Here is a 14,280-nt window from a genome sequence, read left to right on the forward strand (position 1 = left end):
CCCATAACCTTGTAAAAAGTAGTGCTAATTTAGCAAATAAGAGTGAGTATTTTTGCAAAAATGAAAATAAGCTAGGTGGTTGTATATTAAAGAAATATCGAGTTAAAACTCTAATTAAAAATGAGCAGTTGTTAAAAGTGGAAAGTTGTTAAAAATGAATTTTTGGGAGTCAGTGAATTCCAACTTGATGAAAGTGAAAAGAATTAAGGGCAAACATCGCCCCTAACTTTCTATAGCCTGATTAAAAGCTGCCGATTAAAAGGACTCGATTAAAACGGCAATTTAGCCGGTTAATGTTCATCACGTTTCAGAGTTCTAACGCGTACACTCTTCGAGCAGGTAGGCAAGGTGACGATATGACATACCACTATGTTGGGTTAAGCCCACTTCACACATGCGGTTAGCGTAATACCCTTCATTGACATCAACTGGAATAAGCTTTTTGATGTTACGCAGTGCACTGGCGTTAATCTCAGGCTTATAAAGCCCTTTCTCACCGGCATAACCACAGCAAGTAATCCCAGCAGGGCGAATGACTTTGTTGCTACACGCATCTACAATCGCTTCCATCTTAGGTTCAATCTTCATCTTACGAGCACTACAGCCTAAGTGAAGTGCTACCGCGGGTTTTTTGCGGTTAATGGTTAACTTTTCGAGTAATTTATCATGGATGAAATCAACCATATCAACAATCTCGACCTTATCAGCTAACGATGTGTCGCCTGCAAGGGTACGGTAGGTGCAAGACAATGCATCAATAATGACTGGCAGCTTACCGCCTTGAGTCATGGCAGAAACGGCCTCAATTAACTCTTTACGTTTTGCGTCTGCATTCTTAAAATCACCTTTAGACTCCCACATTTGACCGCAACATAAGTCGCGTGTTTTCTCTGGAGTAATGACGTTATAGCCTGCACGTTCAAGTAAAGTAACCACCACCTCTGGCAAGGTTCGATTGTCAGGATCTTTCGGTGTTGGACCAAAGGTACGTCCACCACAAGCGGGGAAGTAGACGACGGTTTCTTGTCCTGGTATTGGCGCAGAAAGCTTAGGTAACTTACCGCCTTTAGGGAAATCTGGATTCCAATAAGGGACCTCTTTACTCACCACTCGACCCGCTTTCATAATGGCGCCAGTGATGCCGCTACCAGTAATTTTATGAATGGTGCCAAGGACACTGAATCCAGTGCTGATAACTTGGTTCACAGCGCCAAAGTGCTTGGCTTGGAAATCGAGTACTTTTTGTTCAGTAGTCGTTATGTAGGGGGTTCTAAGCTTACGCACAAGATTCCCCATACTATTGTCTACTGGGCAAGCAATGGTACAAAGCTGACAAGCCGCGCAAGTATCGACTACATCGTATTTTGCTGCAGCACGCATTTCGCTTGCGCCTTGCTTATTACCTGATTGCTCTAGACGTTCAATTTCACGCAGTGTCGCTATACGTTGGCGTGGTGACATCGTTAGCGCAGATGTTGGGCAGGTCTTTTCGCAGAAACCACATTCAATGCATTTGTCGATGAAGTCATCAACTACCGGGCATGGCTTAATGTTCTTAACGTGAACTAGATTGTCGTCGTTCAGAATGACCCCAGGGTTTAACAAGCCTTCAGGGTCAAATATTTGCTTAATGCGCTTCATTAAGGTGTAAGCATCGCTGCCCCATTCCATCTCAACAAACGGTGCTACAGCACGTCCCGTGCCGTGCTCGGCTTTCATTGATCCATCGTACTTGTTGATAACCATCTCAGCGACATCCTGCATAAATGCCTGGAAGCGCTCAATATCAGCCTGAGAGTTGAACGTTGGTGTGATAATGAAGTGGAAGTTACCCGCTAAAGCATGGCCATAAATAACGCCTTCTGGGTAGTTATGCTTATGGAATAACTCCGTCAGATCGTTAGCGGCAGCGGCAAGATGTTCAAGCTCAAAGGCGACATCTTCAATAATAACCGAGGTGCCTTTAGGACGCTCACCACCAATAATGGGGAAGAGTCCCGAGCGCATTGCCCAGTATTGACCAAACACGACGGGGTCGTCGCTGAAAGTAATCGGACGTTCAGTTTCAATATGAGCTAGCTTAGCAATAACGTCTAGAGTATGCCTTTCAAGAGTGTCTTTATCATTAGCGCGAGATTCAATCAGCAGTATTGAAGCGCCTTCAGGAAGCTCTGATAACCATAATGGCATCCCCGTTTTACCCGTTACGGCTTTGATTGATGCCCAATCGAGTAATTCTGCCGCGGCAACACTGTCGCCGACTAAAGGTGGGATGGACTTTGCCGCATCTTCCATATTGAAAAATACCGCCATGGCCGAGGCTTTAAAGAGCGCTTCGTCAACGGTGTTGTAGGTCACTTCTTCAACAAAGGCCAATGTACCTTCTGCGCCTACGATAAGGTGGTTGATAAGCTCAAATGGATCGCTAAAGTCGACCAATGCATTAAGGCTATAGCCAGTGGTGTTTTTGATTGAAAATTTCTTGCGAATTCTATCGGCCAGCGTTTGATTACTCAGTGTCATGTCGACCAAGTCGAGCAACGACTTGATAAGTTCTGGATGAGATTTCGCAAAGGCGGCTTTTGATGTTTCACACCCAGTGTCAAGTTCAGTTCCATCGGCAAACAGCAGTTTGGCTGAGGCAATCGTCTGATAACTGTTTTGCGCAGTACCACAGCACATACCTGAGGCGTTGTTCGACACTATGCCACCAATCATTGCTGATGCTAAGGTGGCTGGATCTGGACCTATTTTCTTATTTAGCGGTTTCAATGCAGCGTTTGCATCAGAACCAATGACGGCTGTACCTAAAGTGATTTGGCTAGCGTCGTCGCTTACGACTAGCGTTCTAAAACCATCATGGCCTAAGATAAGGAGAATGCCTTCACCAATCGCTTGCCCAGAAAGACTGGTGCCAGCGGCTCTGAATGTGACTGGAGCACCGTAGTTGCGCGCGATGGCAAGCGTGCGTTTAGCTTGCTCTAGTGTATCTGCATGAACCACTATTTCTGGCACGATACGAAAATAACTTGCGTCAGTAGACCAAGCGAAGCGGCGCACAGGATCGTTAGTGGCTGCATCTTCACCAATTTGGCTACGTAAATCTGTTAATACAGCTTCATAATTAATCGACATTGATTTATCTCTACACTCGTACTTAAAGTGAATAAAGCCGCAGACAATGCGGCTTTCGATATTATTATTCTATTTTTATAGCGCTGGGATTAAAATCCACCCCAAACCGCGGCGATGGTGCCTGCTACTAAAGCATAGCCCAGTGCCACAGGCATCGTCTTACGGATAATTTCAGACTCTCGTCCAGCCATTCCCACTACGGTTGCAGCAGCAACAACGTTCATTACACACATCATGTTACCGGCGTTAGCACCAATACCCTGCATGGCTAATATAAGCGCATGGTTGGCACCAATATTGTCAGCAACGCTGTACTGAAGACCGGAAAACATCATATTTGAGAAGGTGGCAGAGCCCGATAGGAAGGCGCCAAAAATACCGACGATTGGGGAAACCCAAGCCCATACTGAGCCCATGCTATTTGCCAAAGTATCAGCAAGCGCGACTGGCATAGAGGCTAAGCCAGATGTGTTCTCACCAGAGTTGAGGAAAATTTTCACCATTGGCACTGATGCGCCAAGTGAGATAATCGTGGGTACCATAGACTTACAAGAAACGGTAATAGACTCTTTAATCGCAGGTGATTTCATTTTAAAGAGGAAGAAACCTAAAATACACACCAATATAAAGAATGCACCTGGAGCATAAAATGTGGCAAAGCCCGCTTTCAGTTCAGTCCCCAACAAACCGGTCCAACTGATGTTAAAGCTAGTGAGCCAGACTTTTAACGGAGTCACAATGCGAGATAGAACAAGCAGTGCTGCCATTATTATGTAGGGAGACCATGCGGCAATTTGCGAGAATTGTGCTTTCGTTGCGATCTCTTTACGCTCTTGCCCATCATTTTCGGCAAAATCATTCCAAGGTTCTTTCGGCAACAGGTAGCCTTTCTTTGCGACAGGAATAACAAGTGCCATACCTACGAGTGCACCAATAACGGATGGGAACTCAGGGCCGGCAAAGTAGTTAATTAACCACGCTGGTATAGTGAAAGAAAGACCTGCAAAAAGGGCAAACTTCCAAATGGCTAACCCTTCTCTAAATGATTTATTACGACCGAAGAAACCAGTAAGAATCGCCACCATCGTCAATGGGATTAAGGTACCAGTCACCAGATCGATAGTGATCATGTGCATCGCAATAAATTGCGCGAAATCAGCAAAACTACCACCGTGTTGCGCTATCTGCTCAGCAGCCATATTCACGCCACCGGTAGTCAAACCCTGTTCCATACCGAATAAAACCGGTAAACCAATAGCACCAAACGATACGGACGTTGAGTCAGCAATGAGTGCGACAACAGCCGATGCAATCGGTGGAATACCTAAAAGTACCAGTAACGGTGCACCAATGGCTGCAGGAGTACCAAAGCCTGCTGAGCCTTCGATAAATGAACCAAATAACCAACAAATGATAATGACTTGCACTCGGGCATCTGCACTAATATTAGTGAAGCCAGCACGAATGGTGTCCATGGCACCTGAATACTTCAGTGTGTTGAGTAGGAACACAGCGCCAAAGATAATCGTTAACGGTGTTAGTGCTGAAAGAAGGCCTTCAACGACTGATGCGGCAAGGAAAGTAGTGTCCATTTGCCAGACAAAGACGGCTGCCAATCCGGTGAAAACCATCGAAATAGGCATGGCCCTTGATGCTGGCATCCGTAAAAGTACTAAAAATAGCATTACGCTGATAATCGGCGTTAAGCTTGCGAGTAGTTGAATAAAGGTCATGCTTGCCTCGTGTTATATGGGTTGCTAACTTCAATTGTTGTTACCCGACTAATGGTTAATTATTGATTATGGCGGGCTGAGATGCGTACTAGACGTTAATTAGGCTAACCCTAATATGATCTAGATCAGTTTGTACCTGAATTGTGACTGATAATACTCGTAGCGGGATGTATCGCCGCTTACTTTATTTCCGAGTGTGATCTAGATCGCGAGCATTTGTTTGTTAAATGTAATTAAAGTTATATAAAAAGCTGAATACTGCTAATTATAGGTAACGCAACTGATGTGGGAGCTGATTTTTTGAATAAAATGCCTTGTTTTGATCTGGGTTTTTCGGTTTCGATTGTTAGCTTGAATTGGAGTTACAAACTGGTATTGTGAGCATGATCACGTATTTTTTCATGCTGTGTTTTCTCTCATCGTTAGTTTGCTTGTAATGCTATGTTATTTAAGAGTTTTAGTTTTGATGGTGGCTTTGGAGGTAAAGTTGGTGTGGGTAATCATTCGCATTTAGTCTGTTGCTATAAGACAATTTAGCACTTAAATGACGGCTTAAATTTGCTTTAACGATATTCAACATCCATGAATACTGTTGTATGTCACTTTGATTTTATTGGACGGATAGGAATGAAGCAGAGCAAGGTCAGCGATGTTGCAGACCTTGCTTCTTGGTTTTAAAAGAGCTTGCTGCCCCAGCCTAATTTAGAACGTAACACATGGAAGTAGTTATGCCCCTTAGGGTGTATCAATCTTAAGGTATCTTGGCTGCGTTGGATGATAATCTCATCACCAGGTAGAACGGGTAGGTTGACGTGGCCATCACAACTGACCTCCAAATTATCTCCATTATGAGGAGAGACCACTAACTTGATTATACAACCCGCATCGACAACAATGGGTCTGCAAGACAGTGTGTGTGGAAACATTGGCACTAAGATCATCGCTTCTAAGTTGGGGGTGAGAATAGCCCCGCCTGCTGATAACGAATATGCTGTAGATCCTGTTGGCGTTGATACAATCATTCCATCTGCACGTTGGCTGTACATGAACTTTTCGTCAATATAGACTTCAAATTCTATCATATGAGCGATTTTACCAGGGTGGAGAACCGCTTCATTTACCGCGGTGTTGCTCGATTTTAACTCGCCGTGACGGTGAACTTCCGCTTCAAGTAAAAAACGCTGCTCAGTGTCAAACTCCCCCTCAAGTACTTTGGATAACGCTTCTTCAAAAGAGTCAGGGGGTAAATCGGTAAGGAAACCCAAGTTACCGCGGTTGACGCCGATGACCGCGATATCGAACCTCGCCAGTACTCGTGCTGCGCCCAGCATATTACCGTCACCACCGACCACAATGGCTAAATCACATTGAGCGCCAATTTCTAGTAAATCAACCGAATGAGTATGTGAGCCAACATCGGCGGCAACTCGCTCCTCAACCAAAACGCTATAGCCTTGCATTGTTAACCAGTGATGCAATCTCTTTAGGGTGAGATTGGTTCCTTCATGGTTAGGTTTACCAATAAGTCCGATAGTGTGAAAGGGATTGCTCATATTTGTGTCAGATCCGGCATTAGGGCTTGAAACCTCAGAATTGATCCCCATAATATGCCCAGAGCATGCAGAAACAAAGCATTTTTAGCTGGAGCAAAAATGAGCAACGAAACAAATAAAGCACAAGATAACCAAATTGACGAGCAAGTTGAATCAATTATAGAAGGTGAGTTACTGAACGAAGGTAGCGGTGAAGCTTCTTTAATGGACGAACTGACTCAAGCGAACTTTCGCGTTGAAGAGTTAGAGAAATCTTTGCAAGAAGCACAATCAACTGTGGACTCACAAAAAGATTCTGTGATCCGTGCAGCTGCAGAAGTCGATAATATTCGTCGCCGCGCCGCCATTGATGTAGAGAAGGCACGTAAGTTTGCACTTGAGAAATTTGCTAACGAGCTACTTCCTGTATTAGATAATATGGAGCGCGCGCTTCAAGGTACAGACGCTGAAGCTGAAGCAACTAAAGCTATTTACGAAGGTGTTGAACTCACCGCAAAGAGCTTTGTGAATGCCGTTGAGAAATTTGGACTGACTCAAGTTGATCCACAAGGTGATACCTTTAATCCTGAACTTCATCAGGCTATCGGTATGCAACCTAGCACTGACTTTCCTGCCAATACGGTAATGATGGTAATGCAGAAAGGTTATACCCTTAACGAGCGTCTATTGCGCCCGGCAATGGTAATGGTTTCTCAAGGTTAATTCATTCTGGGTAAATAGCTCAGAGGCAATCGCTCAGTCTCAATGAGTCAGAGCGATTCATTCGACGCTAGTATTTCGACAATAACATTTCGAAATTAACATCTTAAGAGTCATATTTTGAAACTAAAAAGGACTGCAAATGCAGTCCTTTTTTATGCGGTTAAGCTCATCGTCTTAGTGACGTTAATCTTAGGCTAGATAGTCTTCAATTTGCTTTTGAATACCTGCAGCGTCCAATCCAATCTCACTAATAATCTCATCTGGCGCGCCATGCTTAATAAACTCATCGGGCAGACCAATCTGCAATACCGCCTTTGGCAATTTAAGCGTTTGCAGTAACTCGAGCACCGCTGAACCTGCGCCGCCCATAATGGCATTTTCTTCAACGGTCACTAATACATCATGGCTTTCAGCTAACGCTTTGACCAGATCGACATCAAGTGGTTTAACAAAACGCATATCAGCAACAGTGGCATCAAGCGTTTCGGCTGCCTGTAAGCTGTTGGCGAGTGTTGTGCCAAAGTTTAGGATAGCGACTTTCTGGCCACGGCGCTTGATCAAGCCTTTACCGATAGGTACCTCGGTCATGGTTTCAACCTGTTTAGCACCTGTCGCGCTGCCACGAGGGTAACGCACTGCTGTCGGCCCTGCTTTATAGCGATAGCCAGTATAGAGCATTTGTCGACATTCGTTCTCGTCAGACGGCGTCATGATCACCATGTTAGGCACCGTTCGCATAAAGCTTAAGTCGAACGCGCCTTGGTGAGTAGGGCCATCGGCACCCACAATCCCGCCGCGATCAATCGCGAACAACACCGGTAGTTTTTGCAGTGCAACATCATGAATGAGTTGATCGTATCCACGTTGTAAAAACGTTGAATAGATAGCAATAACCGGTGAGTAACCCTCACACGCAAAGCCTGCTGCTAAGGTCACTGCATGTTGCTCGGCGATGGCAGCATCGAAATACTGCCCTGGAAAACGCTGTGAAAACTCAACCATACCAGAGCCTTCACGCATGGCAGGGGTGATAGCGAGTAGCTTTTCATCTTTCTCGGCAACATCACAAAGCCACTTACCGAACACCTGTGAGAAGGTTGGGTTACTCGGTTTACTTACCGGTTTTTCAAATGTAGAGGGATCAAATTTAGGCACTGCATGCCAACCAATAGGATCTTTTTCAGCGGGCTCGTAACCACGACCTTTTTTAGTCATGATATGTAAAATCTGTGGCCCTTTGAGGTTACGCATATTACGCAATGTCTCAACTAACGCATCAACATCATGGCCGTCAATGGGACCAATATAGTTAAAGCCTAGCTCTTCAAACATGGTGCCAGGAACGACCATGCCTTTAAGGTGTTCTTCAGTGCGTTTTGCCATCTCTTTGATAACAGGCATGCCCTTAAGGACTTTCTTGCTGCTTTCACGAATCGTGGTGTAGAAACGCCCCGACATTAGCTGGGCAAGGTGATTATTGAGCGCACCCACATTTTCAGAGATAGACATCTCATTGTCGTTGAGGATCACCAGCATATCGTTGTGAAGATCGCCTGCATGGTTCATGGCTTCAAATACCATGCCGCCAGTCATCGCACCGTCACCGATAACGGAGACTACTTTGCGTCCGGCTTGCTCTTTTTCCGCAGTAATTGCCATCGCGAGCGCAGCACTTACAGAGGTACCAGAATGGCCTACGCTGAAGGTATCGTACTCACTTTCTTCACGCCAAGGAAAAGGGTGGATCCCACCTTTTTGACGGATGGTGTGCATTCTTTCACGACGACCCGTTAAGATTTTATGCGGGTAAGCTTGGTGGCCTACATCCCAAATTAATCGATCGAATGGTGTGTTATAGACGTAATGAATGGCCACAGTCAGTTCAACTGTGCCAAGTCCTGAGGCAAAATGGCCACTTGATTTAGCCACTGACTTCAAAAGGAAACCTCGAAGTTCGTCAGCCAGTTGTGGCAGAACGGCTTGAGGGAGCTGTCTTAGCTCATCAGGGGTGTTTGCCTGTGCAAGCACAGGGAATTGAGAAATATCAAAACTCATAACGAGATTCTTTGTCTTTTATTAAACTCTTCGCTCAATGATATAACGGGCGAATTCGGCAATTAACTGGCTATTGTATGGTAATTTAGCCAGCGCTGATAGTGCGTCCTCAATCAAACTTGTAGCAGTTTTTTGGGCGCCCTCTAAACCAAGCAACTTTGGATAAGTGCTCTTATTTGAATCTGTGTCAGAACCTTGAGGTTTTCCAAGCTCTTCGGTACTGGCAATAATATCTAATACATCGTCTTGTACTTGAAACGCGAGACCAATGGCATCGGCGAAATCAAGTAAAGCTTGTCGCTCTTCATCATTAACTTGAGCGGCAATAATGGCAAATTCGACTGCGCAACGGATCAATGCACCTGTTTTAAGCTGATGCAGCTGAATCAGTGTTGCAAGCTCTATCTGTTTATTTGTCGCCCTTAAATCCATCGCTTGGCCACCACACATGCCATTATACCCAGAGGCATTCGCTAAGGCTTTAACCATCGCTAAATTCTGTGATGGGGTGATGTTTTTGATGGGCTCACTGATGATTTCAAATGCAAGTGCCTGTAAAGCATCACCTGCTAAAATAGCCGTCGCTTCATCATAGGCAATATGCACTGTTGGCTGGCCACGACGAAGTGCATCATTATCCATAGCGGGTAGGTCGTCATGGATGAGAGAGTAGGCGTGAACACATTCGATTGCCGCAGCGCATTCATCCAAGGTCTCAAGCTTAACTTTTAGCATATCGCCAATAGCATAGACGAGAAATGGCCTAATACGTTTCCCGCCAATTAATGCGCCATGTTTCATGGCCGCTTTTAGACGAGGATCGGTATCGGCAAGTGCATCTATACGAGATGACAGCTGAAGATTAATGCGTTGTTGGTATTTACCAAGTGCCTCTGCTAACAATTACTCACCCTCTATTTCATAAGGCTTTAAGGTGTCGACACCTTCATCCGTCATTAACACCGCTACTTTTTGCTGTGCATTTTCAAGCTTACTCTGACTATTTCTTACCAGTTTAATTCCACGTTCGAACTGTTTTAACGCATCATCGAGGGACACATCGCCGTGTTCTAAGTCCGCAACGATTTTTTCTAATTCGGAAAGCGATTCTTCAAAAGAGAGATTTTCAGGTTTTTTTGCCACGATGATGATTCCTAGAATTAAGCGATACACAAAGTATATCAGCAGGGCACAAGGGTCAAACTAAGCCGTTGAGTATTTGCGTGAAAGCACGCTTTCGTGCATAAATTCCGCTATCGGCTTGTTACTGCAATACGTTGTTTATGTAGTTGGGATCTATTTTAACGGAAATAGCGCAACAATTGCGGGAAATATCACTCAAGAGATCTTAACTTCGGTCGCTATATAAGGTGCAATATTGAAAATTTGTACGCTATTTAGCCGTTTGTTTAGTTGGTGCTTGCTGTCACAGTGAAGGCGTAATATTGTCGCTATTGTTTTTGAGTAGACGCTTGCGTGTGAGTTTTGAATGTTGTTAGCATTCGATTGAAGTTGTATAGCGAATAGATTGGTATTTGAGGAGCGGTTTTGGATTTAGCAACCCTAATAGGACTGATTGGCGCGTTTGGGTTTGTTATCATGGCGATGGCAAGTGGCGGCGGGATCGGTATTTTCATCAATGTACCTTCTATCTTAATTGTGATGATTGGTTCGTTATTTGTCGTAATGATGAAATATAACCTCAAGCAATTTTTAGGCTCTGCTAAAATTGCAGCCAAAGCATTTATTTTTAAAATCGATAAACCTGAAGAACTGATTGAACAGTCTATTACGATGGCTGATGCCGCACGAAAAGGTGGTTTTTTAGCGTTGGAAGAGGCTGAGATTAGCAACAGCTTTATGCAAAAAGCAATTGATATGTTAGTCGACGGTCATGATGGCGATGTTGTCAGAGACGCACTTGAAAAAGATATCGCGCTCACCGAAGAACGCCATAAAACCGGGATTGGTATTTTTAAATCGATAGGCGATGTTGCGCCAGCAATGGGCATGATTGGTACGCTAATTGGACTCGTGGGCATGTTGTCAAACATGGATGATCCTAAATCGATTGGTCCAGCAATGGCGGTTGCACTGCTGACGACGCTGTATGGCGCCGTGGTCGCTAACATGGTGGCGATCCCCATTGCCGATAAATTATCGCTTCGAATGAACGAAGAGATGCTAAACCGTAATTTGATTATGGATGCCGTATTGGCTATTCAAGATGGTCAAAACCCTCGAGTCATTGAAGGTTTCCTCAAAAATTATCTCTCTGAAAAGTCTCGTACCATCAATACCATGGACGGAGCATAGCGCGATGGCTAAAAAAGCCAAATGTGAATGTCCACCTGCTGGTGCGCCGCTTTGGTTAGCCACGTTTGCTGATTTAATGTCTCTGCTAATGTGTTTCTTCGTGTTGCTGTTGGCTTTTTCTGAAATGGACGTGATGAAGTTCAAGCAGATTGCGGGTTCAATGAAGTATGCATTTGGGGTACAGAATAAAGTCGAAGTGAAAGATATTCCCAAAGGGACATCGGTGATTGCATTAGAGTTTAGACCGGGCCGCCCAGAATCGACTCCAATTGAAATTATTAATCAGCAAACCAATGAAATGACCGAGCCCATGCTAGAGTTTCAAGCGGGTGAAGATGATAGTGCCGGCGGTGTACAGCAGCAACGCGGTCAACAGCGAGGCGGTGAATCATCGTTGACAGCGCAAGAGCAAGAAGATGCAAAAGCGTTAGCTAAATCAACCGCAGATTCTGAAAGCGAAGCGAAAAAAGCAGAAGCTGCTGCGCAGGATAAAATCAATCAACAAGTTAAGAAGATGGCTCAAGAGCTCAACAAAGAGATTGTTGATGGTGCCATTGAAATTGAGTCGCTAGGCCAACAGATTATTATTCGGATCCGTGAGAAAGGCGCATTTGCGTCAGGCTCAGGCTTTTTGCAGCCACGCTTTAAGCCGATTGTTAGGCGTGTTGGCGAGTTACTAAAAGATGTTCCCGGTATTGTAACGGTGTCAGGACACACAGATGATTTAAATATCTCAAATGAGTTGTATAGCTCAAATTGGGATCTATCCAGTAAACGTGCCGTCGCAGTCACCCATGAAATGATTAAAGTAGCAGGTTTTGATCAGCAGCGGCTAAAAGTGGTGGGGATGGCTTCGACTGCGCCGTTAGTTGAAAACAACTCTCAGGCCAATAGAGCACGTAATCGCCGTGTTGAAATTGCTATCGAACAAGGTAAGCCTAAAGAGTCAGACGAAATCCAAGTTTCCCCGTAATACTCAATCTGATCCTCGATAAATTGTTGCTATTACATCGATGGCAACAATCGTAGTTTTGCCCATTGTTGGATTTTAGCAGGCTGTGAACGTTCGGGCTCTTATCATCAAGAGTGAGCGCTCACTTTATGGCTGTTATTGTTTGCGCTGTACACAGAGTGGCTACTTTCCTACCCCATTAATCGTCAGCTTTATATCCTTATTGAGCATAAGTGCGATATTCATGGTCTCAGTTTGCAATATATCGTGGATAATGTCTGATCTGATATACGCAATTGTGCTTGGATATTGTTATAATCTCGCCATTGCTGTTTAAACTTGTTCCCGCGGAAGACCAATGAAATTTATCGTAAAACTGTTTCCTGAAATCATGATGAAAAGCAAGCCGGTAAGAATGCGCTTTACCAAAATGCTTGAAACCAATATTCGTAATGTACTTAAAAAAGTAGATGAGTCTGCGAAAGTACAGCGCCAATGGGACAAAATCATGGTTATGGTGCCAGATGATAGACCCGATTTGGTTGAAGCCTTTGCTGAACGCCTCGCTTGTATTCCTGGTATTGCGCATGTGCTGCAAGTCGAAGTGAGCACCTTTGAATCTATGGATGATATCTATCAGCAAACATTGGCAGTCTATAAAGAAGAACTCGCAGGTAAGACGTTCTGCGTGCGTGTTAAGCGTGTTGGTAAACATGACTTTAACTCAATTGAAGTTGAACGTTATGTTGGTGGTGGGCTAAACCAATTTACTGAAGCTGCTGGCGTTCGCTTGAAAAATCCAGATATAACGGTAAATCTCGAAATTGATAACGAGCAACTTTACCTTGTTGATAAGCGTATTCCAGGCCTTGGTGGTTACCCCATGGCCACTCAAGAAGATGTGTTGTCATTAATCTCAGGTGGTTTTGACTCTGGTGTGTCGAGTTATCAATTCATAAAGCGTGGTTCTCGTACCCATTATTGTTTCTTTAACTTAGGTGGCGATCAACACGAAATTGGTGTTAAGCAGGTGGCTTACCATTTGTGGCAGAAATACGGTGAATCACATCGAGTTAAGTTTATCTCTGTGCCGTTCGATCCCGTTGTACAAGAAATTTTAGAACGCGTCGATAATGGGCAAATGGGCGTTGTGCTTAAGCGTATGATGATGCGCGCAGCAGCCCGTGTTGCTGATAAAATGGGTATTCAAGCATTAGTGACAGGGGAAGCGATGGGGCAGGTTTCTAGCCAGACGTTGACCAATCTTAATGTTATTGACCGTTGCACAGAGCTATTAATATTGCGTCCGCTTATCGCGATGGATAAACAAGATATTATTGATACCTGTCGCAGAATCGGTACCGAAGACTTTGCTAAAACTATCCCTGAATATTGTGGCGTGATTTCGAAAAAACCGACAGTGAAAGCTGTATTGGCAAAAATTGAAGCTGAAGAAGCTAAGTTTTCAGACGATCTGCTTGATAGAGTGATTGACGACGCAGTTATTATGGACATTAGAGATATTGCCGCTCAAATGGACACTAAAATAACCGCAGCTGAAACGGTTGCTGCAATCAATGCTGATGAAATCATCATTGATGTGCGTGCACCGGAAGAGGAAGAGAAAGATCCGCTTGTAATAGAGGGGATAGAAATTAAAGCGATTCCTTTTTATAAGCTGTCGACACAATTTGCCGATCTTGATAAAGAGAAGACTTATTTATTGTATTGCGACCGTGGAGTAATGAGCAAGCTACAAGCTCTGTATCTACAGGATCAAGGTTACAGTAATGTAAAAGTTTATCGCCCTTAGTCATAGTCATTAGTTTTCCCG

Annotated in this window: 10 protein-coding genes; 4 read left to right on the forward strand and 6 right to left on the reverse strand. The window is 44.3% G+C overall.

Translation table 11 applies throughout. The annotated features are described in order from the left end of the window. Positions 1-315: 315 nt before the first annotated feature. The 3 genes from CXF83_RS07685 to nadK all read right to left on the reverse strand — a co-directional run bounded on the left by CXF83_RS07685 (position 316) and on the right by nadK (position 6,421). The gene (locus tag CXF83_RS07685; protein ID WP_101092650.1) at positions 316-3,135 is read right to left on the reverse strand and encodes an FAD-binding and (Fe-S)-binding domain-containing protein; all 2,820 of its coding nucleotides are present in this window, start codon (positions 3,133-3,135) and stop codon (positions 316-318) included. Positions 3,136-3,224: 89 nt separating this feature from the next. Next, positions 3,225-4,868: an L-lactate permease gene (locus CXF83_RS07690; RefSeq protein ID WP_101092651.1), complete on the reverse strand. Its 1,644-nt coding sequence runs from the start codon at positions 4,866-4,868 to the stop codon at positions 3,225-3,227. A gap of 674 nt (positions 4,869-5,542) precedes the next feature. Next, a complete protein-coding gene (gene nadK, locus CXF83_RS07695) occupies positions 5,543-6,421 on the reverse strand; it encodes an NAD(+) kinase (RefSeq protein WP_101092859.1) in 879 nt (292 codons plus the stop codon). Positions 6,422-6,520: 99 nt separating this feature from the next. Between nadK and grpE the strand changes: the two genes are divergently transcribed. Next, a complete protein-coding gene (gene grpE / locus CXF83_RS07700; protein WP_101092652.1) occupies positions 6,521-7,123 on the forward strand; it encodes a nucleotide exchange factor GrpE in 603 nt (200 codons plus the stop codon). Between the two features lie 189 nt (positions 7,124-7,312). Here grpE and dxs read toward each other — a convergent pair whose 3' ends face one another. Genes dxs through xseB form a run of 3 tightly spaced genes read right to left on the reverse strand, consistent with a single transcriptional unit; the run spans position 7,313 to position 10,321 of the window. Next, positions 7,313-9,178 carry a 1-deoxy-D-xylulose-5-phosphate synthase gene (dxs, locus tag CXF83_RS07705; protein WP_101092653.1) on the reverse strand — a complete coding sequence of 622 codons (1,866 nt, stop codon included), beginning with the start codon at positions 9,176-9,178 and terminating at the stop codon, positions 7,313-7,315. Positions 9,179-9,199: 21 nt separating this feature from the next. After that, positions 9,200-10,081 (reverse strand): (2E,6E)-farnesyl diphosphate synthase, encoded by an 882-nt coding sequence (gene ispA, locus CXF83_RS07710; RefSeq protein ID WP_101092654.1) that lies wholly within the window; start codon positions 10,079-10,081, stop codon positions 9,200-9,202. Then, positions 10,082-10,321 carry an exodeoxyribonuclease VII small subunit gene (gene xseB / locus CXF83_RS07715; protein ID WP_101092655.1) on the reverse strand — a complete coding sequence of 80 codons (240 nt, stop codon included), beginning with the start codon at positions 10,319-10,321 and terminating at the stop codon, positions 10,082-10,084. It lies immediately after the preceding gene. 405 nt (positions 10,322-10,726) lie between these two features. On the opposite strand from xseB, the gene pomA reads away from it, so the two are divergent. The 3 genes from pomA to thiI all read left to right on the forward strand — a co-directional run bounded on the left by pomA (position 10,727) and on the right by thiI (position 14,259). After that, positions 10,727-11,494, forward strand: a complete 768-nt coding sequence (pomA, locus tag CXF83_RS07720; RefSeq protein ID WP_101092656.1) for a flagellar motor protein PomA — start codon at positions 10,727-10,729, stop codon at positions 11,492-11,494. Positions 11,495-11,498: 4 nt separating this feature from the next. Beyond that, positions 11,499-12,467: a flagellar motor protein MotB gene (locus CXF83_RS07725; RefSeq protein WP_101092657.1), complete on the forward strand. Its 969-nt coding sequence runs from the start codon at positions 11,499-11,501 to the stop codon at positions 12,465-12,467. Between the two features lie 337 nt (positions 12,468-12,804). Then, complete coding sequence (thiI, locus tag CXF83_RS07730; protein WP_101092658.1) at positions 12,805-14,259, forward strand: tRNA uracil 4-sulfurtransferase ThiI; 1,455 nt, start codon at positions 12,805-12,807, stop codon at positions 14,257-14,259. Positions 14,260-14,280: the final 21 nt, after the last annotated feature.

The sequence above is a fragment of the Shewanella sp. Choline-02u-19 genome (genome assembly GCF_002836205.1).
Taxonomy (GTDB): Bacteria; Pseudomonadota; Gammaproteobacteria; order Enterobacterales; family Shewanellaceae; genus Shewanella.

Bases quoted from the DNA above. Each gene is read 5' to 3' on its own strand.
- nadK (WP_101092859.1), bottom strand. From the start codon at position 6,421: ATGAGCAATCCCTTTCACACTATCGGACTTATTGGTAAACCTAACCAT.
- dxs (WP_101092653.1), bottom strand. From the start codon at position 9,178: ATGAGTTTTGATATTTCTCAATTCCCTGTGCTTGCACAGGCAAACACC.
- CXF83_RS07685 (WP_101092650.1), bottom strand. From the start codon at position 3,135: ATGTCGATTAATTATGAAGCTGTATTAACAGATTTACGTAGCCAAATT.
- CXF83_RS07725 (WP_101092657.1), top strand. From the start codon at position 11,499: ATGGCTAAAAAAGCCAAATGTGAATGTCCACCTGCTGGTGCGCCGCTT.
- grpE (WP_101092652.1), top strand. From the start codon at position 6,521: ATGAGCAACGAAACAAATAAAGCACAAGATAACCAAATTGACGAGCAA.
- thiI (WP_101092658.1), top strand. From the start codon at position 12,805: ATGAAATTTATCGTAAAACTGTTTCCTGAAATCATGATGAAAAGCAAG.
- CXF83_RS07690 (WP_101092651.1), bottom strand. From the start codon at position 4,868: ATGACCTTTATTCAACTACTCGCAAGCTTAACGCCGATTATCAGCGTA.